Consider the following 24887-nt stretch of genomic DNA (forward strand, 5'->3'; position numbering starts at 1 on the left):
CAAGCGACCTAGCCTGCGCGGCGTGGATCGTTTCGCTGTCAGTGCCCTGTATCTGTTCGCGCTTGGCGTGTTCGCGGCACCTGCGCTCGCCAACGTGGGGCTTGGCCTGCTTGTTCTGGGCGCCGCCGCACGCCCCCGTCACACGCTGCTCGCGCTCACCGGCCATCCCGCTTGGCCCGCGCTGCTGGCGCTGGCCCTGGTTCTTGCCGTGCAGGCAACGGTGCTGGCGCTATCGACCGGGCTGTCTGAGGCCGATATCGCGGTGTTGGCGGATCTCGCGAAGCTCATTTTGCTGGTGCCGGTCGGGCTCGCCGTGGCCGGCAAGAGTAGCCGCGCAGGCCGCGCCCTCGCGCTTGCGGGGCTAAGCCTGCTGCTGTGCATGGCCCTGCACGCCCGCCCAAGCGAACTGTGGCAGGCGCTGTCCGAAGGGCACACGCGGCTCGGTTTCGGCCTGCCGGCGATCGCCTTCGGCCTTTACGCGGCAACGGCGCTGCTCGGCGTATTGCTGTTGGTGCCGAACTACGCCGCGCGGCTGCCGTCGTTACCAAGACGAGCCTTGCTTGTCGCCGCCGGGGCGGCACTGGCGCTGATCGGCATCGGTCTCCTCACGTGTCGATCGCGCGGCGCGTGGCTGGCGCTGGCGCTGGCCTTGCCGCCGTGCGCGGTGTGGGCATGGCGCCGCGGCGGGCTGCCCCGACCGGCGCTGGCGGGTCTCGGCGCGGTGCTGGTGGCCGGGTTGCTGCTGAACGGCGAGGCGCTGGCGCGGCGTCTGACCGACGACGCCGCGACGTATCGGGCACTTGCCGGGCTCGCGGACGGGCCGGCCACCGGGCCGCGGTCGGAACTCGCCACACTGCCGGCCGATTCCATCGGCCTGCGGCTGCGGCTGTCCGGGCTTGCGCTTGAGCGCTGGCGGGAACGGCCGTGGTTCGGCCATGGCCCGGATGCCGGCCGGCAAATCATCGTGCAGGCCGATGACGCCGAACTCGCCGCCATGGCGCATCTGCACAACACCTACCTCGAACTGCTGGTGCGCTTTGGGGTGGTGGGTCTTGCGGGCTTCGGCGCGGTGCTGGCCGGTCTTGGCGCCGGGCTGCACCGCGCGGCGCGGGCCGGCACCTTGCCGCCGCAGCTAGGGATGTTTCTCACCGGCACGCTCGCGATCACGCTCGTCTGGAGCGCGTTCGATTTCCGGCTGCTGACGCAGGATTTCCGCTTCCACGTCGTGTTGCTCGCCGGCATCGCGTTCGGCCTCGGCCTGCCGCGGCGGGAGGCGCCGTGCGCATCCTGATCGTGCGCCTGTCGGCGCTCGGCGATGTGGTGATGGCGGGCGGGCTGCCGGCGGCGCTGCGCGCGCGCCATCCCGACGCGCACATCGCCTGGCTGGTGCAGGAGGGCTTCGAGGCGCTGCCGGTGGCCAATCCGGCCGTGGACGAGGTGATCGTGTGGCCGCGCCGGCGCTGGCAGGCGCTGTGGCGGGAGCGCCGCTACGGCGCGCTGTGGCGGGCAGTGCGCGGCTTCGTCAAGGCGCTGCGCGCGCAGCGGTTCGAGCTTGCCATCGACGCGCAGGGGCTGCTCAAGAGCGCGCTGTGGGTGCGCCTGTCAGGCGCCGCCGAACGACTCGGCGTGGACCCGTCCGAAGGCAGCCATTGGCTGATGACGCGCGTGCTGCGCACGCCGTCCGACAAGACCTTCGCCGCCGAATACAACCATCTCGCGACGGCGCTCGGCCTGCCGGCACCGCAGCCGCAGTTGCCGCTCATCGACGCTGGGCGCCGCGCCGCCCGCGCGCTGCTGACGGATGCCGGCGTGACGGGCGCCTACGCGGCGCTCGCACCGTTCACCACCCGGCCGCAGAAGCACTGGCCGGAGGCCGCCTGGCAGGCGCTCGCAAAACGGCTGCGGGGCGAGTTCGGCGTGACGCCAGTGCTGCTCGGCGGGCCGACCGACCGGCCGGCTGCCGGACGCATCGCCGGCGACGGCGCCGCGGTCGATCTCGCAGGCCGCACCGACATCCCGACCGCCGCCGCGCTGGTGGCCGGCGCCCGCGTCGTGATCGGCGTCGACACCGGCCTCACGCACATGGGCGTCGCCGCCGGTGTGCCGACGCTGGCGCTGTTCGGCTCGACCTGTCCCTACCTTGCCGCACCCGGCCGGCCGCTCGCGGTGCTCTACCGCGGCCTGCCGTGCGCGCCCTGCAAGCGCTCGCCGAGCTGCGCCGGTGCACACCCGTGTCTGGGTGGCATCGGCGTGGACGCGGTGCTGCGCGCCATCCCGCCCGAGCCCCTTCCCAACTGAAGTCCGCATGAAAATCGTTCACGTCGAAACCGGCTGTCATCTTTACGGCGGCGCGCTGCAGGTGCAGTACCTGATGCAGGGCCTGGCGGCGCTCGGGCACGACAACGTGCTGCTGTGCGACGCGCGCAGCCCGCTCGCGCAGGCGGCCGCGGGCGTGGCGCGCGTGCACGCCTTCGAGGTGAGCGGTGACCTGGATCTGCGCCTTGCCGGGCGGCTGTGGCGATTGCTGCGGCGCGAGCGGCCGGACCTGCTGCACCTGCACAGCCGGCGCGGCGCGGACGTGATGGGCGGACTCGCCGGCCGGCTGGCGGGCGTGCCGGTGCTGCTGTCGCGGCGCGTCGACAACCGCGAGCCGCGCGCGCTGGTGTCGCTCAAGTACGCGCTGTTCGATCACGTGATCGCCATCTCGCGCGGCATCGTCGCCGCGCTTGAGATGGATGGCGTGGCGCCCGAGCGCATCAGCTGCGTGCCGAGCGCCGTGGATACGTCCGTTTATCGGCCGCAGCGCGACCGGATCTGGTTCGCGCACGCGTTCGGCATCGCGCCGGACACGCCGGTGATCGGCATGGTGGCGCAGCTCATCCCGCGCAAGGGCCACCGCCACCTGCTGGCGGCGCTGCCGGCGCTGTGGGCGCGGCACCCGGAGGCGCGCGTGCTGCTGCTCGGAAAGGGGCCACTCGAAGCGGATCTGCAGGCCGACATCGCCGCCCGCGGCTGGCAGCAGCGCGTGCAGCTGCTGGGTTTTCGGGATGACCTGCCGCGCCTGCTGCCGTGCCTTGACGTGCTCGCCCACCCGGCCGACATGGAAGGCCTCGGCGTATCGCTGCTGCAGGCGGCGGCCTGCGGCGTGCCGATCGTTGCGAGCGCCGTCGGCGGTATTCCGGAAGTGGTGCGCGACAACGGCTGTCTCGTGCCACCTGGCGACCCGGCCGCGCTGGCAACGGCGCTCACCGGCGTGCTGGACGATGCCACAGCCGCCGCGCGCATGGGCGAGCGCGGTCGGTGGTGGGTGGAACAGCAGTTCTCGGTGCCCGCCATGGTGGCCGGCAATCTTGCCGTCTATCGGCGCCTGCTGGGCGGCCGGGCAGCGTTGCCGCGCCCGGAGCTCGCCACCGCGGACTAGCGTCGATGCGCACGCTTCAAGTCATCGCCAGCCGCACGCTCGGCGGCGCGGAAGGCTTTTTCCGGCGCCTGTGCGTGGGGCTCGGCGAGCGCGGCTGTGAGGTACACGCGGTGCTGCGGCAGGGTGCCGCGCTGTCCCCTGCCCTGTCGGCCGCCATCCCGCGCAGCGAGCTGCCGCTGCGCACGGTGTGGGATCCCCTGTCGCGGCACGAGCTGCGGCACGAAATCCAGCGCCACCGACCCCACCTGGTGCAGACATGGATGAGCCGTGCCACGCGGCTCGCCCGGGTACCGCGCGGCGTGGTGCATGTGGCGCGCCTGGGCGGGTTCTACAAGCCGGCCGGGTTCGACCACGCCGATGCGCTGGTGGTGAACAGCCGCGCGCTCGCCGACCACCTGCTCGCGGCGGACCTGCCGGCCAAGCGCGTGCACCTGATCGGCAACTTCGTGGACGCGCCACGCGCCTGTACCGCCGACGAACTCGCCGGCCTGCGCGCCGCCTTGCCGCTGCCGGCGGATGCCTGGCTGCTGCTCGCGGCCGGGCGCTGCGTGCCGGTCAAGGCCTGGGACGTGTTGCTCGCCGCGCTGTCGCAACTGCCGGCGCAGATTGGCGGGCGGCCGCTCGCGCTGGTTTTGCTCGGCGACGGGCCGCTGCGCCCCGCACTGCAGCAGCAGGCGCAGCGGCATGGCCTCGCCGGGCGGGTCCACTTTGCCGGCTGGCAGGACGACCCCGCGCCGTACTACGCGCTGGCAGACCTGGTGGTATTCCCGTCGCGCCCGGCAGAAGCGCTCGGCAACGTCATCCTCGAAACCTGGGCGCACGGCCGGGCACTTGTGACGACGGCGAACTGCGGCGCGCGGGAGCTGGTCCGGTCCGGTGAGGATGCGCTGCAGGTTCCCTGCGAGGATGCCGCGGCGCTCGGCCGTGGCATTGCCACCGCGCTGGGCGATGACGCCTTGCGGGCCGGCCTGGCGCGGGGCGGTCGCCTGCGCGCCGAGCGCGACTTCGACCGTGCCTCGGTGGTGGGCGCGTATCTTGGCCTGTACCGCCAGCTGCTGGGGGCGTGAGGCGATGCCCGAACACGGCGTGTCCATCCTCATGTACCACCAGGTCGGCGAGTTCCCGCCCATGGCGGCGCATCGCTCGACCTACTGCGACCACCGGCGCTTCGCCGCCCAGATGGCCTGGCTGCATCGCCTGCGCTATCGGGTGCTACGGCTCGACGAGGCTCTCGCCGGGCTGCGTGGCGAACGCCCGCTGCCGCCCCGTGCGGTGGTGCTGACCTTCGACGACGGGTACGAGAATTTTTACGAGTACGCGCTGCCGGTGCTGGCCCGGTTTGGCTTCTCGGCCGTCGTGTATGCGCTGGCGGACCGCCTGGGGCAGCCGTCCGCCTGGTTTGCCGCCGATGGCCGGTCCACGCCGCCACTGATGAGCGCATCGCGCCTGCGCGAGTTGCGACAGCTCGGCATCGACATCGGCAGTCACGGCCTGACGCATCAGCGCCTGGCCGAGATCGATCGCGAGACAGCGAGGATTGAGATCACCGACAGCAAGGACCGCCTGCAGCAGCTGCTCGGCGAGCCGATCGACCATTTCTGCTACCCGTACGGCAGCCACGACGACGCGGTGGTCGACATGGTGTCGGCTGCCGGCTATCGCAGCGCCGTGACCTGCGACCGGGCGAGCGCGTTTGCGGATGCGGATCCGCTGCGCCTGCCGCGCAAGGCGATTTCGTTCGGCGACAGCCTGGCCGGCTACGCCTGGAAGCTGCACATGAAGACCCGCCCGCGGGTCGATGCCTGACGGCGCCGCGCCTGACGCGGCCGTTCAGCCGATCAGGCCACGGCCCCGCGGACCGCCCCGTTCGATTCCGCCAACACCCGCTGCACATCGCGAAGACGCGCGCTGCCGCCGTCGCTGCCGTCCTCGCCATCCCACACGTCACTGTCCAGCACGGCGACCGTGCCCGAGGTCAGCTCCAGCTTGCGACCGTTCAGCAGCCGCACGGTGGCCGCCGCATCGAGGGCGGCGACCAGCATGTCGTCGGCGTGCACGGCGTCACCGACCCGCAGCTCGCGGGTCTGCCCCTGCTCGGTAACCACGGTGACCCGCCCTGATGCGGCAATGACGGTTCCGACCATGTCCATTCTCGTGTCCTGTTTGATCCCGCCTCGCGGCGTGTTGGCGCGAACTATGGCGTCCGCCGAACGCCTTGCCTACTGGACCATGGTTGGCGGGTAAATCGTTCAGTGCGACGGCACGCCCACGCGGCGGCTGGTCTGCGTCCGTCCGGTGACGAGCAGCGCCAGCTGCAAGCGATCGGCCACGCCCAGCTTGCCAAATACTGACCCCAGATGCGCCTTGACCGTGCGCTCGGTGATACCCAGCCGCTGCGCGATGACCTTGTTGCTGCAACCGCTGCCCACCTGGAGTGCAATCTCCTGCTCGCGCGGCGTCAGGACATCGAGGTCGACCCCGCACTCCGCGTCGATACGGACGGCAGCGGCATTGCCCACCATCGCCACCAGCCGGTCGATCAGCCGCCGGCCGATCCATACCTCGCCGAGCTGCACGGTTTCGACCGCCTTGACCAGCAGGCGCGGATCAATGTGGACATTGCAGTAGCCGCGGGCGCCGGCACGCAGAACGGCGATGCCCTCGTCGTCGCTGGGCTGGTGGCCCATGGCGATGATGCGCGTGCTCGGGCTGAACGCGATCAGCTCGGCGACGCCGGGCGCGCCGTTCAGGTCGCGCAGCGCAAGGTCGATCAGCAGCACGGCCGGCTGGCGGCCCGACAGGGTGCCTTCGACCTCGTCCAGCTGGCGCACGCGCCGAATCAGCGTGCCATGCCCGCCGAGCGCCGCCGCCCAACTATCCAGAAACGACACGTTGTCACTTGCCACCACGACCATAGGTCCGCCCCGTTCTTGTTTCCCCGCACTGCCCCGTGGTGGGGCTCAACCGCATCTATCGGCCGGCGGGAGTAGAACTTGAGTACGGGGGGGCGGCGGTCCGCAGCGACCGCTTACCCACGCCGCGCCAGATGCGGCAGCGCCGCCAGCAGCAGGCGCTGCGCGGCGTCGATGCCGGCGGCGAGGTGCTGCTCGATTTCCGCCAGCAGCCCGATCGCGCCGCGCCCGGCGGCACGGTTGGCAACCACCGCGAGGCACGCGTACGGCAGGCCAAGCTCGCGCGCCAGCGCGGCCTCCGGCATGCCGGTCATGCCGACGATGTGGCAGCCGTCGCGTTCCAGGCGGTCGATTTCGGCGCGCGTTTCGAGCCGCGGGCCCTGCGTGGCGGCATAGGTGGCGCCGTCGATGAGCGCGATGCCGCGGGCGGCGGCAGCGTCCAGCAGCGCCGCGCGCAACAGGCCGTCGTACGGCTCGGTGAACTCGACGTGCTCGACCTGACCGTCGGCGCCGTCAAAGAACGTCGCCTCGCGCCCGTGCGTGTAGTCGACGATCTGATCCGGCAGCACCAGCGCGCCGGGGCCGATGTGGGCCGGAATCGAGCCCACCGTCGCCACGGCGATCACCGCGGTCGCGCCGGCGGCCTTCAGCCCCCACAGGTTGGCGCGGTAGTTGATGCGGTGCGGCGGCAGGCTGTGGCCGGCGCCGTGGCGCGGCAAAAAGCACACCGGCACGCCGTCGACCGCGCCGCACAGCAGCGGCGCGGCGGGGGGGCCGTAGGGCGTGTCGATCGTGGTCGGCACGAGCGCGCCGAGCTGCGGCCAGCGGTCCAGACCCGAGCCGCCCAGGAGGGCGATCACGTGTCCGCCACCGCCCCGGCGACCGCATAGATGCCGGGCACGTTGCGCAGGTAGCCCTTGTAGTCCATGCCCCAGCCGAACAGATACCGGTCGGGCGCCGCAAGACCCACGAAATCGGCCTCGATAACCGCCTCGCGCCGGCACCGCTTGTCGACCAGCACCAGTGTGTGAACGCCGGCGGCGCCCTGCTGGCGGCAGAAGTCCACCAACGCGGCGAGCGTGAGGCCGCGGTCGAGGATGTCGTCGACGATCAGCACGTGGCGGCCGGCGAGCGACGTGCTCGGAATGACCTTCCACCTGAGCTCACCACCGCTGAGCGCGCCGGCGTAGCGGGTGGCGTGCACGTAATCGAACTCGAGCGGGAAATCGAGCAGCGGGAGCAATTGCCCGGCCAGCACCACCCCGCCCGTCATGGGGCACAGCAGCAATGGATTGCGGCCGGCCAGCGTGGCTGATACGCCTTTGGCCAGCCGGGCGACGGCGGCGCGCACCGTCGCCTCGTCGTGCAGGCACTCGGCGGCTTGATACACCGCCCAGGCCTCTGCGGCCAGGGCATCGCTCACCGGCGCGGCTCGAAGTGCTCGCCGGCGCGCGAGAGCAGGAATTCCTTGAACTCGGCGCCGAGTTCGGGGTGGCGCAGGCCGTACTCAATGGTGGCTTCCAGATACCCGAGCTTGCTGCCGCAGTCGTAACGATGCCCCGGAATGTCATACGCGAACAGGCGCTCGTACTTGATGAGTTCCGCCAGCGCGTCGGTGAGCTGGATCTCGCCACCGGCGCCGTGCTGCGTGGCACGCAGCAGGTCGAAAACGCGGGGTGTCAGCACGTAGCGGCCGACCACGCCGAGGTTCGACGGCGCGTTCTCGGGCGCCGGCTTCTCCACGATGTCGTCCACCTCGTACAGGCCCTCGCCGACGGCGCGCGGCTTGACCACGCCGTAACGGCGCGAGTACTCGGGCGGAATCTGTTCGACGCCGATGATGCTGGCGCCGCGCTGGTGGTAGACGTCGATCATGTCCTTCAGACACGTCGCGGTATGTACGCCGGGGTCGCGCGCGGAGATGAGGTCGTCCGCGAGCAGCACCGCGAACGGCGCGTCGCCCACAACCGGCGCCGCGCACAGCACGGCATGACCGAGGCCGAGCGGCGCCGCCTGGCGGATGTAGATGCAGGTCACATGCGGCGGCACGATGTTGCGCACCATCTTCAGCATGTCCTGCTTGCCGCTTTTCTCCAGCGTGGCTTCGAGCTCGTAGGCGGTGTCGAAGTGGTCCGGAATGGCGCGCTTGCTGCGGCCGTTGATGAACACCAGTTCCGTGATGCCCGCCGCGACGGCTTCCTCCACCGCGTACTGGATCAGCGGCTTGTCGACCACCGGCAGCATTTCCTTCGGGTTGGCCTTGGTGGCCGGCAGGAAGCGCGTGCCGAGTCCGGCGACCGGAAACACGGCCTTGGTAACCCGCTGGATGGACGTCATCGGCTGCGAACTCCTGATGCTGCTGGGGGTGGCGACGGCCGGTCAGGCCATGAAGCGCGCCGGCGTCAGCGCGCCGCGGTGCCGTGCCGCGTGGTAGTAACGGCCGGCGAACGGCGGCTGCGCGTCGCCCTCGCCGCGGAACTGGCTCGCCGAGCCATCACGCGCGCCGATGGTCACGCTCCACCAGCCGGACGGGTAGGTGCACTGCGGGAAATCGACCGTGGCGACGTCGTTGAAGCCGGCGGCCTTCAGATCGCGCTGCATGGCGCGGATGAGGTCGGCGTGGAACAGCGGTGACTCGCTCTGCGCCGCGAGCACGCCACCGGTGGCGAGCGCGCGCTGGCAGTTGCGGTAGAAATCGACGCTGAACAGGCCCTGCGCCGGGCCGACCGGGTCGGTGGAATCGATCAGGATCACGTCGTAGGCGCCGGGCTCGGCGTCCGCCACCCAGGCGATGCCATCCTGGAAGTACAGGCGCGCGCGCGGGTCGAAGCTCGCCGCGTGCAGCGTCGGAAAGTGAATCGCCGCCGCGTCGGTGACGGCCTGGTCGAGCTCCACCATGTCCACCTGCTCGACGCTGTCGTGCTTGAGCACCTCGCGCAGCGTGCCGCAGTCCCCGCCGCCGATGATCAGCACGCGCTTCGGGTTCTGGTGCGTGAACAACGCCGGGTGCACCAGCATCTCGTGGTACACGAACTCGTCGCGCTCGGTGACCATGACCAGGCCGTCGAGCGTCATCAGCTTGCCAAAGCGCGTGGTCTCGAAGACCTCCACGCGCTGGTATTGCGACTGCACGTCGTGGACCTTGTCCTTCAGCTCAAGCGAGATGGCGCTGCCCTCGCCCGCCCACTGTTCCGTGTACCAGGTGTCGTCCAGCATGGCTCAGGCCCCGTGGTGCCACAGCACGACGGCGGCGAACACGCAGCCGATCTTCTCGACCTGCATGTCAATCGCCATCGACTTCAGCTCGCGAATTTCCCAGCCGCGCATCTTCATGCCTTCCTCGGCCATGCGCCGCACCACCCGCTCGGCGTCCTCACGGTGGCCGTGGGAGTGGTATTCCATGATCAGGCCGGGCTTGGTCGGGTCGTGCGTCCAGGCGGCGGCGACGGCGGCGCAGATCATCGAACCCGGGATGTCCGACTCCATGGCGGCGTAGGCGATCGGCACCAGCGCGCCCGGCGGCAGTTGCATCTCGGCCACCGCGACCTCGCGCGTGGCCGGCGGCACGATGGACGACATCTTGACCAGGTTGGTGTTGCCGACGCCGGCGTCGAGCAGCGCGCCGTCGAAGGCGTTCAGCGGCGTGAAACCCTCGCTGCGACCGGACACAAAGGCGTGCAGGGTGGGGGTCTGGGTAATCATGGCGACGGGGTTCTCCGGGGCAAAGTCGAAACGGGCAAGTCTGGCGGCGCTTTGTGGCGCCGCGGCGTCAGGGGTTACGCAGTTCGAGCAGCATGGTGTTGATGCGCGCGCCGTGCAGCTGGCGCTGCGCCACGTCGGCCTCGGCGCGGCTGGCGAACGGGCCGACGCGGATGCGGTGCCAGGTCTCGCCGTTGACGGTGACCGGCTGCACCTGCGCCGACATGCCCTGCAGGGCGAGGCTCGCGCGCAGCCGCTCGGCATCCGCGGCATTGCGCGACGAGCCGGCCTGCAGGATGTAGCGACCGCCGGTCGCCGGTGGCGGGGCGAGTGGCTCCGCGGCGGGCAGCGCGGGCGGCGGCGCGCCGGTCGCACCCGGTGCCGGCGTGCCGGTCAGGCCTGGCGGCGGGGTTTGCAGTGCGGGCGGCACGGTGGCCTGGCGCGCGTCGCCGGCCGGCTGGTCCGGCACAGGCACTTCGAGCTCCGGCAGGATGGTGTAGAACTCGAACTTCGGCTTGGAGCCGGTGATGGTCTTGGCGTCGCCAGCGTCGCCGGTCTCGCCCTTGGGCGCTCCGCTCGGCGCCTTGTCGCCCGGCTGCGGACTCAGCACGGCGAAGTACAGCACCGCCGCGGCCAAGGCACCGCTCGCCAGGCCGGTGAAAAATCCACGCGCCCACACGCCGCCGTTGCCAGCGCGCTTGGCGCCGCGTCGCCGGGTGGTGGCCATTACATCTGCTCCGGGGCGGACACGCCGAGCAGTCGGAGGCCGTTTCGCAACACCTGCCGCACCGCCAGCACCAGCGTCAGGCGCGCGTTGCGCAGCGCGGCGTCGTCCACCAGGAACGGGTGGTTGTTGTAGTAGGCGTGGAACTGCCCGGCGAGCTCGCGCAGGTAATAGGCGATCTGGTGAGGCTCATGTGCCAGCGCGGCCGATTCGATCAGCTCCGGGTAGCGGGCCAGCGCGGTGGCAAGCTCGGTTTCGGGATGCTCGGCCAGCACGGCGAGCGCGTCCGCGGTGGGCTGCTCGTACTTCAGACCCCGTTCGGCGAGCTGGCGCAGCACCGCGCCGATGCGCGCGTGCGCGTACTGCACGTAGTAGACCGGGTTGTCGTTGCTGTTCGAGCGCGCGAGTTCGAGATCGAAGTCGAGGTGCTGGTCGCACTTGCGCAGCACGTAGAAGAAACGCGCCGCGTCGCTGCCGACCTCGTCGCGCAGCGCGCGCAGCGTCACGAACTCGCCGCTGCGGGTGGACATGGACACCTTCTCCAGCCCCCGGTACAGCACCGCGAACTGCACCAGCAGCACGGTGAGCGCGTCGTCCGCGCCGTGCAGCGCGCGCAGCGACGCGCGGATGCGGTCGATGTAGCCGTGGTGGTCGGCGCCCCAGATGTCGATGATCCGGTCATAGCCGCGTTCGAGCTTGTCGAGGTGGTAAGCGACGTCGGACGCGAAGTAGGTCGGCTCGCCGTTCTCGCGGATCACCACCCGGTCCTGGCGATCCCCGAATGCGGTGGCGCGGAACCACCAGGCGCCGTCCTTGAGGTACAGGTGATCGCCGGCCCGCAGCGTCTGGATGGCGCGGTCGAGTGCGCCGCTGTCGACCAGCGAGCTCTCGCGGTACCAGCGGTCGAAGCTGACGCCGAACGCCGTCAGGTCGTCGTCGATGTCGGCCAGGATGGTGTCGCAGCCGTGCCGATGCAGGCGCCCGTAGTCGACGGCACCCAGCAGGATCCTGGCGCGCGTGATGAGTGCGTCCAGGTACTTGTCGGCATCGCCGCCGGCCGGGGCGTCCGCCGGCAGGTCATCGAATACCGCCTGAGCTGATCGGCGAAAGGTGTCCGCCACCGCGCGCTCGAAGTCGGTGGCGATGGCATTCACGTAATCGCCGCGGTAGCCGCCCGACGGGAACGCGATGTCCTCGCCCTGGAACTGCAAGTAGCGCAGCCACACGCTGACGGCAAGGATGTCCATCTGCCGGCCGGCGTCGTTGACGTAGTACTCGCGCTCGACGTCGAAGCCGGCGGCCGCGAGCAGGTTGGCGAGGCTCGACCCGTAGGCCGCGCCGCGCCCGTGCCCCACGTGCAGCGGCCCGGTCGGGTTGGCCGACACGAACTCCACCTGCACCCGCTGGCCGGCACCGACCGTGCTGCGCCCATACGCCTCGCCGGCGGCGAGCACGTCGAGCAGCACGCCAAGCTGCGCGCCCGGCCGCAGGAAGAAATTGATGAAGCCCGGCCCGGCGATCTCCACCCGCGCCAGGGCCGGGTTTTCCGGCAGCGCCGCTGCGATGCGCTCGGCAAGCGCGCGCGGCGCGCTGCGCGCGGCCTTGGCGAGCGTCAGCGCCACGTTGGTCGCGAAATCGCCGTGGCCCTTGTCGCGCGTGCGCTCGACGTGCACCTCGGCCGGGACGGCGGCGATCACGCCTTCCCGCTGCAAACGGGCAAGGGCGTCGGCAACGAGCGATTGCAGCAGCGGGCGCAAGGCGGCTTCCTGATGGGCGCGACGAGGACCGGCGCTGGCACGCGCCGGGCGCGCAGTTTATCAAGTCGCCGTCCCGTTAATGGCTTCGTGATCGGCGCGCGTTCGCGGTACAGTCACCGACTGAACGGTCGGGCGGGAGCGCCGGCCGGAGCCCGAGGAGAGACCCCCCATGTTCGAGCTGTACTACAGCAACTGCCCGGTGCCGAGCGCCTTCGTGGTCGCCATCCGCGCCTTCGAGAAGGAATTCGCCGCGCGCGGCGTGCGCTTTTCGGTGCTGCCGAGCGAGCACTCCACCACCCATTTTTCGGGCGACCTGCCGGCCTATTTCCGTTTCGGCGGGGAGATTCCGCCGCTCGTCACGCAGGGCCTGCGCGCGCCGGGCACCACGCGACTGATTGGCCTCACGCCGCTGCGCGGCATCCAGGGCTATTTCGTGCGGGCCGATTCGGCCCTGCGCAGCCCGGCGGACCTCAAGGGCAAGCGCGTCGGCATCGCCTACAACGCCCGCCATCTGGTGAATGCGCTGGGCGACGTGGACTACCTCGGCCTGCACCCGTGGGATCAGACCATGTGTGCGCTCGGTACCTGGGAGCTGCGCGCGCTGCTGCACACGCTGGCCCTCGGCGGCCTTCGCCTGTCGGACGTGGAACTCGTGGACGTGCGCACGCCGTGGTCGCTGTCGCTGGCCGACGCGCAGGCCGCCGCAGCGCATTCGCCCAAGCACCTGTTCCGCGACACGGCGTCCCGCGAGGGCAACGACCAGATCGCCGCCGTGCTCGACGGGCGCTGCGACGCCATCTTCTCGTTCCTGGCGTATGGCGCGGAGATCGAGCGCCGTGGCCAGCTGCGCCTGCTGGCGGATCTGGGCGAGCGGCGCGAGGACGACTACGTGAGCGCGTTCACCGTGTCGGCCGGGCTCGCCAAGGACCGCCCGGACATCGTGCAGGCGGTGATGGACGTGTGCGTGATGGCCGGCGAGTGGGCCAAGACCCACCCCGACGAGGTGTGCGCGATCATGGCCGAGAACCTTGGCGTCTCCCCGCAGTCCGTGCCGCGCGGCTACGGCGAGGGCTTCCACACCACGCTCGTGCCGCGGCTCGACGACGATGCGGTGCGCCTGCTCGGGCAGACGCAGCGCTTTCTGGTCGACAACGGCCTGATGCCGGCGCCGGTGGACGTGGGTGCCTGGGCGGACCGGCGTTTTCTGAATCAGTCCCTCGCCGCCACGGCATAAGCGCGCGCAGCCATGGCCGGGCGGCTCACCTTCCCCACCGCGGGACGCTACGACACGCGCTTTCTGCTGGAAGGCGCGGTGCCGGTGGCGGGTTTCGGGCTCGATTTCCTGCCCGTGGGGCCGGCGCCGTTCCCGCTGTTCCGGGACATGATCACCGAGCTGTCCTACGACATCGGCGAGCAGGCGCTGTCGCACTACCTCATCGCCCGCGACCAGGGCGTGCCGATCACGGCCATCCCGGTTTTCCCCAGCCGGTTCTTTCCGCAGTTCGGCATCACCGTGAACGCCGCCGCCGCCATCGACAAGCCGGCCGACCTCGCCGGCAAGCGCGTCGGCGTGATCAGCTTCGGCTACAACCCGGCGGTGTGGCTGCGGGGCATCCTGCAGCGCCATCACGGCCTCGACCCGCGGTCCGTGGTGTGGGTGGAGGACGCCGACGATCCCTTCTTCAGCCCGCTGCACTACCCGCGTCCGGCCGGCTGGCGCATCGAGCGCATGGCGGGTCTGGCCGATGGCCTGTTCGACGGCCCGCGCATGCGCCCGCTCGCGGCGCTCGAAGACGGCCGGCTCGACGCCTTCATCGCGCCCGGCGGCGGTGCGCCGTGCACCGCGCGCAGCCGGCCGCTGTTCCCCGACCGCCCGGCGTATGTTCGCGAGTACTGCGCGGCAGGCGGCGTGTTCCCGATCAACACCGTGATCACGCTGCGCCAGACCACCGTGCGCGCGAATCCGGGGCTGCCGGCGGCGCTGTTCGCGGCCTTCGCCGAGGCCCGGCGGCGCTATCACGCCGAAATCGCCGCCGGCCGCGAGACCGACCACATGGGCATTGCAACGGCTGATCTTGCCGCGCCTGGCCTGTTCCCGGACGCATATGGTGTCGAGCCCAACCGCGTGGCGCTGCAACGCTCGATCGACGACTGCCTGGCGCAGGGTGTCATCACCCGCGTCGTGACGCCGGAAAGCCTGTTCGAGGCGGTGTAGCCGCCACACCAACCCTAAGGAGGAATGCCATGACCGAGGCCGAACGCGCCTACAACTTCCCGCCGATGCCGGAGGGGCCGATGAACCTGTGGGTGGATCAGCCGGGCGGCGTGCCTCCGCTGCTCGGCCATCTGCTGGAGGGCTTCCGGCAGATGGTGCCGCTCGCGAGCGCGGCGCCGGAGATTGCCGGCGAGCTGCTCGGCGGCGGGCGTTTTTCGTCCGCGGAGCACCTTGGCAAGCGTCCGGTGTGCCTGGTGTTCGGTTCGCGCACCGACCCGCCCATCATGAGCAACCTGAACGCGACGGCGCCGTCCCTGAACGCGCTCTACGACCAGTACAAGGACCGCGTGCAGTTCGTGTTCGTGTACACGCGCGAGGCGCACCCGGGCTCGGCGATCGGCCCGCACCAGAGCATGGACGAGAAGCGCCAGCGCGCGCAGGAGCTGAAGGCCGCCGAGCAGGTGCGCCTGCCGATCCTGGTCGACACGCTCGACGGCGCCATCCACCAGCGCTGGACGATGATGCCGAACTCGACCTTTTTGATCAGCCGCGCCGGTCAGGTGGTGGCGAAATCCCTGCTGCTCGACTGCTCGGTGCTGTCCGAGACGCTGGCCGAGCACCTTGCCTGGGACGCGCTCGACGACGGCCAGACCGTCATCAAGAAGAGCTACCACGAGCGCATCCACCACTGCCGGGCCCCTTACCAGCCGGCGGCGCGCGCCAAGGAGTGCGCGGCGCTCGAAGAAACCGGCCCCGAGATGATCGAGGCCATCAAGCACATGGCGGGCTTCGACCCGCTGACCTGGCGGCGCGCCTGAGCCGCTTTTCGCCACCCGAGGAGGTCGTCATGAAAGCCATCGAGGACATCATCCGCAGCCGCCCGGACGCCTTCACCGACCGGCGCATCTACACCGATCCGGCGGTGTTCGCCGAGGAGAAGGAAAAGATCTTCAAGCGCGTGTGGCTGCTGATGGGCCACGAGACGGAAATCCCGAACCCCGGCGACTTCCGGCGCATCCGCGTGGCGGGCCAGCCGCTGATCCTGGTGCGCGGCGACGACGGTAAGGCGCGCGTGCTGTTCAACACCTGCCGCCACCGGGCGAGCATCGTGGCGGTGGAGGCCGAGGGCCGCTGCAAGACCTTCAAGTGCCCCTACCACGGCTTCGAGTACGCCAACGACGGGCGCCTCGTGAACGTGCCGGTCGAGCAGGGCTACGGGGCCTGGTTCAAGAAGGAGGAATTCGGCCTGGTGGAAGTGCCGCGGGTCGACACCTTCAACGGCATGATCTTCGGCAGCTTCAACCCGGACGTCGAGCCGCTGCTGGACTACCTCGGCGCGGCGCGCGAGTACATGCAGTTCTGCACCCACGGCGACCACGCCCCGCTGGAGGTCGTCGACAAATACCGCTACGACATCGCCGGCAACTGGAAGCTGCTGATCGACAACACCATGGACGGCTACCACGTGCCGTTCGTGCACGGCGCCATGTTCGATGCGTTCGGCGTCACGGACGAGCAGTTCAACGTCGGCGGCTCGCTGCGCACGCTGGGTTTCCATGGCGCCATCGACTGGCCGGAAAACCGCCCGCTCGGCGAGCGCAAGGCCAACCGTTACATGGCCGTCTTTCCGAACATCACCGTGCACTACAACGCGAGCGGCGACATGCACGCCATCCGGCAGATCGAGCCCGTGGCGGTGGACCGCATGCAGGTGACCATGTGGCTGCTAGCGCCGCGCCCGTCCGAGCGGGCCATGAACGAGCGCCGCGCGCAGGCCTTCACCATCACCTGGGGGCCGGGCGGCCTGTTCGGCGCCGACGACGCGCGCCAGCTCGAATGGGTGCAGGAGGGTCTCGCCGCCCAGTGCGACGCGCCGCTGCTGGCGGCCCGCTCGCTCGATATGGGCGACGTCGGCGACTACAACGGCGAGCAGTCCATGCGCGGCTTTCGCAAGGGCTGGAATCACTACATGGGGGTGGGACGATGAGTGCGTCGGCACTGCTCCAGCGCTACGCGCGGGCGCTCGACGATTTCGATTTCCAGACCGTGATTGGCCTCTTCGCCGACGACGCCGAGTACCGGGTGCAGATGCGCGCCAACTTCGAGCGCAACGGCGTACTGCACCTGGTGCGCGACAGCCATCAGTCGCTGCGCCTGCGCTGCGCGACGCACCCGGCGAACCAGCTGCCGCGCAGCCGCCACGTGCTTGGCGAGGTCACCAGCGCCGCCGACGGCCAGTCGGCGCAGGCAAGCTTCAGCGTGGAGCGCGACGGCAAACCGACCTTCGTCGGCGAGTACCGCGTGCGCATGGCGCCGGGCGAGCCGGCGCGCTTCAAGGAACTGCTGGCGGTGCTGGACGGCGAAAGCTGCCCCGGCCAGATCATGGTGCCGATCTGAACTCGCGCTCGGGCACGGGCAGCCGATGAGCAGCGTGGCGGCGGGCACGGCGAGGCCGATCGAGAGCGCGCCGGCAACCGGCGCGCAGGCTTGGACGCTGCTCGGCTGCACGCTGATCGCCGCCTTCGACGGGCTCGACGTGCTGGTTATGGCGCTCGCCGCGCCAGTGCTGGCCGAGCAGTGGCAGCTCGACGCGCGCGCCATCGGTCTCCTGCTCGGCACCGCACCCATCGGCATGGCGATTGGCGCCGCGACGCTCGCGCCGCTGGCGGACCGCATCGGACGCAAGCGTTTGTTGCTGCTGGCCTGCGCGCTGGCGGGCGTCGGCACCCTGGCGTCGTCGGTCACCGGCGCATTCGGGCCGCTGGCGCTGACCCGGCTCGTCACCGGGCTTGGCATCGGCGCCGCCCTGCCGACGCTGACCACGCTGACCTCCGAGGTGGCGCCAGAGCGCTGGCGCAATCTGTACATCGGCATCGTCACCAACGGCTACAGCATCGGCACCATCGGCGGCGCCATGATGGCGGGGGCGCTGATTGCGGCCTGGGGCTGGCAGGGGCTGTTCTGGGTGGGCGGTATCGGCCCGTTGCTGCTGATCCCGCTGCTGTGGGTCACGCTGCCGGAATCGACGTATTTTCTGGCGACGCGCCGAGGCACGCCCGCAGCAGTCGATGCCGGCGCTTCGCGGTCGACGTTGGGCGAGGTGCTCGGCGGCGACCTGCGGCGGGCCGGTCTTTGCACGTGGCTCGCGTTTTTCTGCTCGTTCTTTGTCGTCTATTTCATCTTCCAGTGGATTCCGAGCATCGTGCGCGGCGCGGGTTTCAGCCTGGACGCGGCGTTCCGGGCGAGTCTCATCGCGAGCGTGGCCGGTCTGCTCGGCCCCTTCGCGCTGGCGGGGCTTTCCGCGCGGGTCAGCCTACAACGCTGCATCGGGTGGTTTTTCGTGGCCGGCGCTGTGTCGACGGCGCTGGTGGGTGTGGCCGGCCAGTCGCTGGGGCTCATCCTGACTGCCGTGTTCCTGTCGAGCTTTTTCACGCTCGGCGCGGAGATGGGGCTGTTCATGTTCGCCTCGCGCCTGTACCCGGCCCGCGTGCGGGCCGGCGGTGTCGGCTGGGCGCTCGGCGTCGGGCGCTTCGGGGCGATCTTCGGGCCGATCGTCGGCGGCGTGCTGATCGGCATGGGTTGGGGCATTCCGCGCTACTTCCCGCTGTTCGGCACGGTGCTGCTGGTGGCCGCAGCGGCCGTGTATATGTCGCAATTTCGTGGCGATTCGTTCGCGGATTAGGAAGGCACTGATTTATTCAGCGCTTCCGTTCGGGGCAGGATGCCCCGGCATCAATCGATGGCGTAAGCCATTGATTGATGGAGCGCCGCGCGGATGACCCGCGCGGCAGCGAGATGAAAAATTCCATGGACGGAATTTTTCAGCATTTCCCTAGGGGGACACGATGGACGACGTGGTAATCGGCTCCAACTACCCGGAAATCGTCGGCAACGCCGTGTTTCTGGACGAGGCCATCTACGCCCGCCACGGGCTGCGGGTGGAACTCATGAATCCGCCGGCCGAGGGCATAAGCCTCAACGAGTCCATGACCACCGGCCGGGCGCACTTCACGCACCTGCTGTCGCACCCGATCCTGGCCGCGGTGCAGGGGCTGGGACTGAAGTATTTGGCCTCGTATCAGGACGAGGGCTTCGAGGTCATCGCGCGGCCCGGCATCCGCACGCTGAAGGATCTGGAGGGCAAGAAGGTCTCGTTCGCGACGCCGATGATGAACAAGAACTTCTTCTACGCCTTTCGCCAGGCCGGCGGCGACCCCAGCACCATCATCCCGGCCGGCTACGGCGGCGTGATCCACCAGAAGGTGATGGGCATCGCCATGGCCGATCTCGAGTATCTTCGCGACGGGCGCATCGACGCCATGGCGCTGCTGCCGCCGATGTCGTCGGCGGCGATGATGGAAGGATTCCACAGCATCTTCCGTCATGGCGACGTGTTCCCGACGCCGGTGTTCGGCCTCATGACACGCGACAGCCTGCTCGCCGAGCGCAGGGAACTGGTGCTGCGCATGCTGCGGGCGCTGGATGAAGCCGTGCGCGCGTTCCTCGCCGACCGCGCCTACGGCATCGCGCTCGTGGAGCGTCTTGGCACGCCCAAGGCCGTGGCGCCGGTGGCCTACGACATGGCGCGAGGCACCATGCACCCGCTGCGCCGCGTGCCGGATTACGTGCAGCGCGAGTGGATCGAGAACGAAAAACAGCTCGAACACATCGACGCCGCGGTGCCGGTCGGGCAGGTGTTCGACTTCTCCCTGCTCGACATCCTGGAAGCAAGCGCATGACGCCCGTCTGGTTCGCCACTGCCCACCTGCAGCTCACCGGCAACATCCCGCTGCTGAATGCCGAGCCGTTCGCGGCGGCCGGCTTCGCGGTGCACCCCATGGGGCCCGGCGCCGGGCAGCCGATCGTGAACGCACTGCTGCAAGGCCGCGCCGAGTACTGCAACGTGCTGGCGCTGCCCATCATGCGCGCCACGCAGGGGCAGGGCCTGAAGTTCGTCTACTCGTATCAGCCGACCGGCTGGGAGCTGTGGGCGCGGCCGGACATCAGGAGCCTCACGGATCTTGCCGGCCGGCGCCTGGCACTCACCTCGCCGATGGCGCGCAGCTACCTCGACGACGGCCTGCGTGAAGCGGGCGTGGACCCGGCCAGCGTCAGCGAGGGTGTCGGCATCCAGCTCGACGGCGCCGGCGTCGAGCAACTGCGCCGCGGCGCGGCCGATGCCGCCATCCTGATGCCGCCGGTGACGGTGATGGCCGAGAGCCTGGGTCTGAAGCGCCTCGCGCACCTCGGGCAATGGGGCCACCCGGTCGCCTACGGCCTCATGACCACCGACCGCCTGCTGGCCGAGCGGCGGGACGAGGTGGTGCGCTTCGTGCGCGCGCTGCTCGCGTCGGTGCGCGCGCTCAAGGCCGACCGGGAACTCGCCCTGTCGCTAGTCCGCGCGCAGGGCGTGCCGGAGGAATTCGTCGCCGGCACGGTGGACATCACGCTCCCGCAGCTCGACACGGACGGCTATCTGCCGGCCGCCACCCAGCAGCGCTGGATCGACACCTCGGCGCGGTTCCTCGGCCTCGACGGGCCGATTCCGACCTCGCGTGTGTTCGATTTCAGCGTGCTCGACGACGCCCACCGCGGCGCCTGAAGCCCCTTTTTTCGCTCAACCCTTTCAAGAGAGGAGTCCGATGGAAATCTTCAAACTCACCGATGCGCAGAAGGCGCTCGTCGCCAAGGTCGACCGCCTGGCCGAGGAGCGCTTCGCGCCGCGCGCCGCGCAGTACGACGCCGAGGCCGGCATGCCGGTGGAGGACCTGAAGGACCTGCACGCCGAGGGGCTGCTGCTGGCCTGCGCGGACAAGAAATGGGGCGGGCTTGGCTTTGGCGTGCACCAGGACGACCCGCTGAGCTTCTTCCTCACCATCGAGCGCATCGCGCGCGTGAACCCGGGCACCGCGCACGACTTTCAGGTGCACAACAACTGCGTGCAGATGATCTGCTACGGCGGCACCGACGACATGATCCCAACCTTCCTCGAACCGACGCGCGCGCGCGGCAAGGTGATTCCGGGCGCCGGCTCCGAGCCGGCAATGCTCCACTACTCGGCGGCCGGCGGCGGTGGGGGTCTCTCCTCCACCGCCAAGAAAGTGGACGGCGGTTACCTCATCAACGGCCTGAAGCACTACGCCACCAACGCCTCCTACGCCGAGTGGCTGTGGGTGGGCCTGCTGCTGGAAGGCACGCGCAGCGACATCACCATCATGGTGCCGGCCAACGCCGAGGGCGTCAGCATCGACGCGAGCGTGTGGGACCCGATCGGCATGCGCGCCTGCGTGAGCCCGATGATCAAGCTCGAAAACGTGTTCGTGCCCGAGAACTACGCGCTCGGCGCACCCGGCATGCTGATGAACGAGAACTGGCTCGGCAAGATCAACCTCGGCTTCACGGCGACGTATCTGGGCGCCATGCAGGGCATCTACGACCATGTGCTGCCGTACGTGCGCGACAAGGGCCGCAGCAAGGACCCCTTCCGCCAGGTGCAGATCGGCGAGATGAAAACCCGTATCGACGCCGTGCGCCTGCTGATGTACACGGCCATCTCGAACTTCCAGGCCGACCCCGAGGGCGCCATGCTGATGGCGAACGAGGCCAAGTTCATGGCGGTCGAGAGCGTGAACCGCTTCATGCATCTCGCCGGCCAGGCGGCGGGCCCCAGCATCCTGTTCAAGAGCCGCCCTGTCGAGCGCCTGTTCCGCGACCTGCACCTGCACGTGCTGCACGGCCGCCAGCACGCCATGGCCATGTGCGTGGGTCAGGCGGCGCTCGGCGAGCCGTACAACCTCAACCTCAGCGTGTGATCGTCTGCACGGGGACGGGCGGAGGGGCGTAGCTATGCTCCCCTGCCCCACCCGCGTGCTGTTCTACACCCGCAGCAGAAACGTCACCGGACCGTCGTTGGTAAGGCTCACCTTCATGTGTGCGCCGAAGCGGCCGGTGGCGACGCTTGCATGCAGGCCGCGTGCGGCATCGACCAGCGCATTGAACATGGCCAGTGCGTGCTCAGGTTCCGCAGCGCTGGTAAAGCTGGGCCGCCGGCCGCGGTCCGTATCGGCGGCCAGCGTGAACTGTGGCACCAGCAGCAGGCCGCCGCCGGAGTCGGTGAGGGACCGGTTCATGCGCCCGTCGGCATCGTCGAACACGCGGTAGCCGAGCAGGCGCTCGGCCATGCGCGTGGCCTGGGCGGGGCCATCGGCCGGCTGCACGCCGACCAGAACCAGCAGGCCGGGGCCAATCTGCCCAACCACCTCGCCGGCTACTGCCACGCGGGCTTCCGTCACCCGTTGCAGCAGCGCCAGCATGGAACCTAGCTCGCGCTGCGGCTGTGCCGGCGGCGGTCGGATTCCAGCAGGTAGCGCTTGCGTACGCGCAGGTGCTTCGGCGTCACTTCCACCAGCTCGTCGGCCTCGATGAATTCGAGCGCCTGCTCCAGCGTCTGGCGCATGGCCGGGGTCAACAGGATGTTCTCGTCGCTGCCGGCGGCGCGGATGTTGGTGAGCTGCTTTGCCTTGAGCGGGTTCACGGTCAGGTCATTGCCGCGGCTGTGCAGGCCGACCACCTGGCCCTCGTACACCTCGTCGCCCGGGCCGACCATCAGCCGGCCGCGTTCCTGCAGGTTGAACAGCGCAAAGCCGACCGCCTTGCCGGTGCCGTTGCTGATCAGCACGCCGTTCTTGCGCAGCGCGACATCGCCGGTGGCCACCGGCGCGTAGCGCTCGAACACGTGGTGCATGAGGCCGGTGCCCGCACTCGCCGACAGGAAGTCTGTCCGCAGCCCGATCAGCCCGCGCGTCGGGATGCGGTAGTCCAGGCGCACCCGGCCGCGGCCGTCCGGCACCATGTCGGTGAGCTCGCCGCGGCGGGCGCCGATCAGCTCCATGATGGCGCCCTGGTAGTCGTTGTCGACGTCGATGGTGAGCTGCTCGTACGGTTCGCACGGCACGCCGTCGATTTCCTTCACGATCACCTGCGGGCGCGACACGGCCAGTTCGTAGCCCTCGCGGCGCATGGTCTCGATCAGGATCGACAAATGCAGCTCGCCGCGGCCGGACACGCGGAACACGTCCGGGTCGTCGCCGTCCTCGACACGCAGCGCGATGTTGGTCAGCAGCTCGCGGTACAGGCGCTCGCGCAGCTGGCGGGAGGTCAGGTACTGCCCGTCGCGGCCGGCGAAGGGCGACTTGTTGACCTCGAAGTTCATGGTGATGGTGGGCTCATCCACGGTCAGCGCCGGCAGCGCCTCCGGACGGTCCGGGTCGCACAGCGTGTCCGAGATGGCGAGGTTCTCGATGCCGGTGATGGCGATGATGTCGCCGGCCCCAGCCTGCTCCACCTCGTAGCGGTCGAGGCCGCGGAACGCCAGCACCTGCAGCGCCCGGCCGCGCCGCTGGGCACCGTCGGCACTCACCACCAGCACCGACTGGCCGCGTTTCAGGGTGCCGCGCTGGATGCGGCCGATGCCGATGACGCCGACGTAGCTCGAGTAACCCAGCGCGCTGATCTGCATCTGCAGCGGCCCGTCGGCCTCGACCTTGGGCGGCGACACCTTGCCGATGATGGTCTCGAACAGCGGCGTCATGTCGCCGCTGCGCACCTCGGCATCGAGGCCGGCGTAGCCGACCAGCGCCGAGGTGTAGATGACCGGGAAGTCGAGCTGCTCGTCGCTGGCACCGAGGCGATCGAACAGGTCGAAGGTCTGGTTCAGCACCCAGTCCGGGCGCGCGCCGGGTCGGTCCACCTTGTTGATGACGACGATGGGGTTCAGCCCCCGCGCGAAGGCCTTTTCGGTGACGAAGCGCGTCTGCGGCATCGGGCCGTCGACCGCGTCCACCAGCAGCAGCACCGAATCGACCATGGACAGGATGCGCTCCACCTCGCCGCCGAAATCGGCGTGGCCGGGCGTATCGACGATGTTGATGCGGTACGACTCACCGCCACCGGGCGGGGTCCAGTCGACGGCCGTGTTCTTGGCCGTGATGGTGATGCCGCGCTCGCGTTCGAGGTCCTGGCTGTCCATGACCAGCGTGCCGTGGTCCTCGTGGGCGGCAAACGTGCCGGACTGGCGCAGCAGCTGGTCGACCAGCGTGGTCTTGCCATGATCGACGTGGGCGATGATGGCGATATTGCGGATATGCGAGGACATGGGGACGACGGCCGGGGGCAAAAAGGCGCGGATTATAGCCGCGCCGCCGTGACGGGCCGGCGACGGCGGTGCGCTATTCCACGCGCACGGTGGCGGTGATCGAGTTGCCGATGAAGCAGTTGCGGTGTGCGGCCTCGTGCAGCTTGGCAAGTTCCTCCGCGCCCGGCGCGTTGCCGTCGAAGGCGATCTGCGGCCGCAGCACCACTTCGGTGACGGCCAGGCGGCCCTCGGCGTTCTTGCCGAGCGCGCCGCTCGCCTTGTCGGTGTAGCTCGTGACCTTGAAACCGCGCTTGGCGGCGACGGCGAGGAAGGTCAGCATGTGGCAGCTCGACACGGCCGCGACCAGCGCTTCTTCCGGGTTGGTGCGCGCGGGGTCGCCGGCGTACTCCGGCGCGGACGAGGCGCGCAGCGTCTGGCCGCCGGCGAGCTGCCAGTCGTGGGCGCGGCTGTAGTCGTCCGGGTGACCGGCGCGCGGGGTGTGCTGCCAGCGAATCTCGGCGGTGAAGTCAGACATTGTTCGCGTCCTCCGCAAGTGTCGTCAGTCGAGTCAAGAAGTCTGCCGGCCGGCGCACGAGTCGCCGCGCGGCGTAGTCGAAAAAGCCCATCAGCGTGCGCGCGCGCAGCACCTCGGTGCCGCCCCGGTTGACGCGATACAGGAACTCGCAGCGCGCCGCGCCGGGGCCGCTTACAGCCATGTCCACGTGCAGGCGCTCGCCCCAGAAGGCTTCCGCCCCGTAGCGCACGTCGAGCTCCAGCATGATCAGCCCGGCGCCGCCGTGGCCGGCTTCATCGTAACCGGCGGCGGCCAGCCAGCGGCGACGCGCCTCGTGCAGCAGGCTCACCGCGGCGTCGTGGCCGAGGTGCCCGCCGTAGTTGATGTCGCGCGCCTGCACGGTTATATCGGTGGCGAAATCGAAGCGCGCGGGCAGGGTGAGAGCGTGGCGGCTCATGCGCAGTCCCGCGCGGCGGAACTTGTGGCCGACCGATCGGTCAACAATAATCGAC

27 protein-coding genes are annotated in these 24887 nt (G+C 70.0%); 14 read left to right on the forward strand and 13 right to left on the reverse strand.

The features are described from left to right. The first annotated feature begins 22 nt into the window (after window positions 1-22). The 5 genes from AB7F93_RS01030 to AB7F93_RS01050 are packed head-to-tail and all read left to right on the forward strand — an operon-like array spanning window position 23 to window position 5227. Complete coding sequence (locus AB7F93_RS01030) at window positions 23-1291, forward strand: O-antigen ligase family protein (RefSeq protein WP_428301013.1); 1269 nt, start codon at window positions 23-25, stop codon at window positions 1289-1291. Then, complete coding sequence (locus AB7F93_RS01035) at window positions 1279-2298, forward strand: glycosyltransferase family 9 protein (RefSeq protein ID WP_428301014.1); 1020 nt, start codon at window positions 1279-1281, stop codon at window positions 2296-2298. The genes AB7F93_RS01030 and AB7F93_RS01035 overlap by 13 nt, the downstream gene beginning before the upstream one ends. A gap of 7 nt (window positions 2299-2305) precedes the next feature. Continuing rightward, complete coding sequence (locus tag AB7F93_RS01040; RefSeq protein ID WP_428301015.1) at window positions 2306-3421, forward strand: glycosyltransferase; 1116 nt, start codon at window positions 2306-2308, stop codon at window positions 3419-3421. A gap of 5 nt (window positions 3422-3426) precedes the next feature. Beyond that, window positions 3427-4488 carry a glycosyltransferase gene (locus tag AB7F93_RS01045; protein ID WP_428301016.1) on the forward strand — a complete coding sequence of 354 codons (1062 nt, stop codon included), beginning with the start codon at window positions 3427-3429 and terminating at the stop codon, window positions 4486-4488. Window positions 4489-4492: 4 nt separating this feature from the next. Next, entirely contained in the window at window positions 4493-5227 is a 735-nt protein-coding gene (locus AB7F93_RS01050) for a polysaccharide deacetylase family protein (RefSeq protein WP_428301017.1), read from the forward strand. A 32-nt stretch (window positions 5228-5259) separates the two neighbouring features. Here the strand turns inward: AB7F93_RS01050 and AB7F93_RS01055 are convergent, their stop codons facing one another. The 9 genes from AB7F93_RS01055 to argS all read right to left on the reverse strand — a co-directional run bounded on the left by AB7F93_RS01055 (window position 5260) and on the right by argS (window position 12513). Then, window positions 5260-5571: a hypothetical protein gene (locus AB7F93_RS01055; RefSeq protein ID WP_428301018.1), complete on the reverse strand. Its 312-nt coding sequence runs from the start codon at window positions 5569-5571 to the stop codon at window positions 5260-5262. A 99-nt stretch (window positions 5572-5670) separates the two neighbouring features. Next, the gene (locus tag AB7F93_RS01060) at window positions 5671-6330 is read right to left on the reverse strand and encodes a LuxR C-terminal-related transcriptional regulator (protein ID WP_428301019.1); all 660 of its coding nucleotides are present in this window, start codon (window positions 6328-6330) and stop codon (window positions 5671-5673) included. Window positions 6331-6449: 119 nt separating this feature from the next. Then, window positions 6450-7193: an S-methyl-5'-thioinosine phosphorylase gene (locus AB7F93_RS01065; RefSeq protein ID WP_428301020.1), complete on the reverse strand. Its 744-nt coding sequence runs from the start codon at window positions 7191-7193 to the stop codon at window positions 6450-6452. After that, the gene (locus AB7F93_RS01070) at window positions 7190-7756 is read right to left on the reverse strand and encodes a hypoxanthine-guanine phosphoribosyltransferase (RefSeq protein ID WP_428301021.1); all 567 of its coding nucleotides are present in this window, start codon (window positions 7754-7756) and stop codon (window positions 7190-7192) included. Before AB7F93_RS01070 ends, AB7F93_RS01065 begins: the two co-directional genes overlap by 4 nt. Then, window positions 7753-8670 (reverse strand): UTP--glucose-1-phosphate uridylyltransferase GalU, encoded by a 918-nt coding sequence (galU, locus tag AB7F93_RS01075; protein ID WP_428301022.1) that lies wholly within the window; start codon window positions 8668-8670, stop codon window positions 7753-7755. Before galU ends, AB7F93_RS01070 begins: the two co-directional genes overlap by 4 nt. A 42-nt stretch (window positions 8671-8712) precedes the next feature. Then, complete coding sequence (gene speE / locus AB7F93_RS01080; protein WP_428301023.1) at window positions 8713-9549, reverse strand: polyamine aminopropyltransferase; 837 nt, start codon at window positions 9547-9549, stop codon at window positions 8713-8715. A gap of 3 nt (window positions 9550-9552) precedes the next feature. Then, a complete protein-coding gene (locus AB7F93_RS01085) occupies window positions 9553-10035 on the reverse strand; it encodes a pyruvoyl-dependent arginine decarboxylase (RefSeq protein WP_428301024.1) in 483 nt (160 codons plus the stop codon). Between the two features lie 67 nt (window positions 10036-10102). Then, entirely contained in the window at window positions 10103-10759 is a 657-nt protein-coding gene (locus AB7F93_RS01090) for an SPOR domain-containing protein (protein ID WP_428301025.1), read from the reverse strand. Then, a complete protein-coding gene (gene argS / locus AB7F93_RS01095; protein ID WP_428301026.1) occupies window positions 10759-12513 on the reverse strand; it encodes an arginine--tRNA ligase in 1755 nt (584 codons plus the stop codon). Before argS ends, AB7F93_RS01090 begins: the two co-directional genes overlap by 1 nt. 169 nt (window positions 12514-12682) lie before the next feature. Here argS and AB7F93_RS01100 point away from each other — a divergent pair, with 169 nt between their 5' ends. The 9 genes from AB7F93_RS01100 to AB7F93_RS01140 all read left to right on the forward strand — a co-directional run bounded on the left by AB7F93_RS01100 (window position 12683) and on the right by AB7F93_RS01140 (window position 21540). Then, entirely contained in the window at window positions 12683-13747 is a 1065-nt protein-coding gene (locus AB7F93_RS01100) for a 2'-hydroxybiphenyl-2-sulfinate desulfinase (protein WP_428301027.1), read from the forward strand. A gap of 12 nt (window positions 13748-13759) precedes the next feature. After that, complete coding sequence (locus AB7F93_RS01105) at window positions 13760-14728, forward strand: ABC transporter substrate-binding protein (RefSeq protein ID WP_428301028.1); 969 nt, start codon at window positions 13760-13762, stop codon at window positions 14726-14728. Window positions 14729-14757: 29 nt separating this feature from the next. Beyond that, a complete protein-coding gene (locus tag AB7F93_RS01110) occupies window positions 14758-15546 on the forward strand; it encodes a TlpA family protein disulfide reductase (protein ID WP_428301029.1) in 789 nt (262 codons plus the stop codon). A gap of 29 nt (window positions 15547-15575) precedes the next feature. Then, window positions 15576-16715: an aromatic ring-hydroxylating oxygenase subunit alpha gene (locus AB7F93_RS01115; RefSeq protein WP_428301030.1), complete on the forward strand. Its 1140-nt coding sequence runs from the start codon at window positions 15576-15578 to the stop codon at window positions 16713-16715. Further along, window positions 16712-17125 carry a nuclear transport factor 2 family protein gene (locus AB7F93_RS01120; protein WP_428301031.1) on the forward strand — a complete coding sequence of 138 codons (414 nt, stop codon included), beginning with the start codon at window positions 16712-16714 and terminating at the stop codon, window positions 17123-17125. Before AB7F93_RS01115 ends, AB7F93_RS01120 begins: the two co-directional genes overlap by 4 nt. Window positions 17126-17150: 25 nt before the next feature. Then, entirely contained in the window at window positions 17151-18410 is a 1260-nt protein-coding gene (locus AB7F93_RS01125) for an MFS transporter (RefSeq protein WP_428301032.1), read from the forward strand. A 163-nt stretch (window positions 18411-18573) separates the two neighbouring features. Beyond that, on the forward strand, window positions 18574-19467 hold the full coding sequence (locus tag AB7F93_RS01130) for an ABC transporter substrate-binding protein (RefSeq protein WP_428301033.1): 894 nt from the start codon (window positions 18574-18576) through the stop codon (window positions 19465-19467). Continuing rightward, window positions 19464-20330: an ABC transporter substrate-binding protein gene (locus AB7F93_RS01135; RefSeq protein ID WP_428301034.1), complete on the forward strand. Its 867-nt coding sequence runs from the start codon at window positions 19464-19466 to the stop codon at window positions 20328-20330. The genes AB7F93_RS01130 and AB7F93_RS01135 overlap by 4 nt, the downstream gene beginning before the upstream one ends. A 40-nt stretch (window positions 20331-20370) precedes the next feature. Then, the gene (locus tag AB7F93_RS01140) at window positions 20371-21540 is read left to right on the forward strand and encodes an acyl-CoA dehydrogenase family protein (protein WP_428301035.1); all 1170 of its coding nucleotides are present in this window, start codon (window positions 20371-20373) and stop codon (window positions 21538-21540) included. A 63-nt stretch (window positions 21541-21603) separates the two neighbouring features. On the opposite strand, the gene dtd is transcribed toward AB7F93_RS01140, so the two are convergent. From dtd to AB7F93_RS01160, 4 genes are all read right to left on the reverse strand, one after another. Then, window positions 21604-22041, reverse strand: coding sequence for a D-aminoacyl-tRNA deacylase (gene dtd / locus AB7F93_RS01145; protein WP_428301036.1), 438 nt, complete (start codon window positions 22039-22041; stop codon window positions 21604-21606). A 5-nt stretch (window positions 22042-22046) separates the two neighbouring features. Beyond that, window positions 22047-23882 carry a translational GTPase TypA gene (typA, locus tag AB7F93_RS01150; protein ID WP_428301037.1) on the reverse strand — a complete coding sequence of 612 codons (1836 nt, stop codon included), beginning with the start codon at window positions 23880-23882 and terminating at the stop codon, window positions 22047-22049. Window positions 23883-23955: 73 nt separating this feature from the next. Continuing rightward, window positions 23956-24396: an OsmC family protein gene (locus AB7F93_RS01155; RefSeq protein ID WP_428301038.1), complete on the reverse strand. Its 441-nt coding sequence runs from the start codon at window positions 24394-24396 to the stop codon at window positions 23956-23958. Then, complete coding sequence (locus AB7F93_RS01160) at window positions 24389-24832, reverse strand: acyl-CoA thioesterase (protein WP_428301039.1); 444 nt, start codon at window positions 24830-24832, stop codon at window positions 24389-24391. Before AB7F93_RS01160 ends, AB7F93_RS01155 begins: the two co-directional genes overlap by 8 nt. Window positions 24833-24887 lie beyond the last annotated feature (55 nt).

The sequence above is a fragment of the Immundisolibacter sp. genome (genome assembly GCF_050250495.1).
In the GTDB taxonomy this organism is placed as follows: domain Bacteria; phylum Pseudomonadota; class Gammaproteobacteria; order Immundisolibacterales; family Immundisolibacteraceae; genus Immundisolibacter.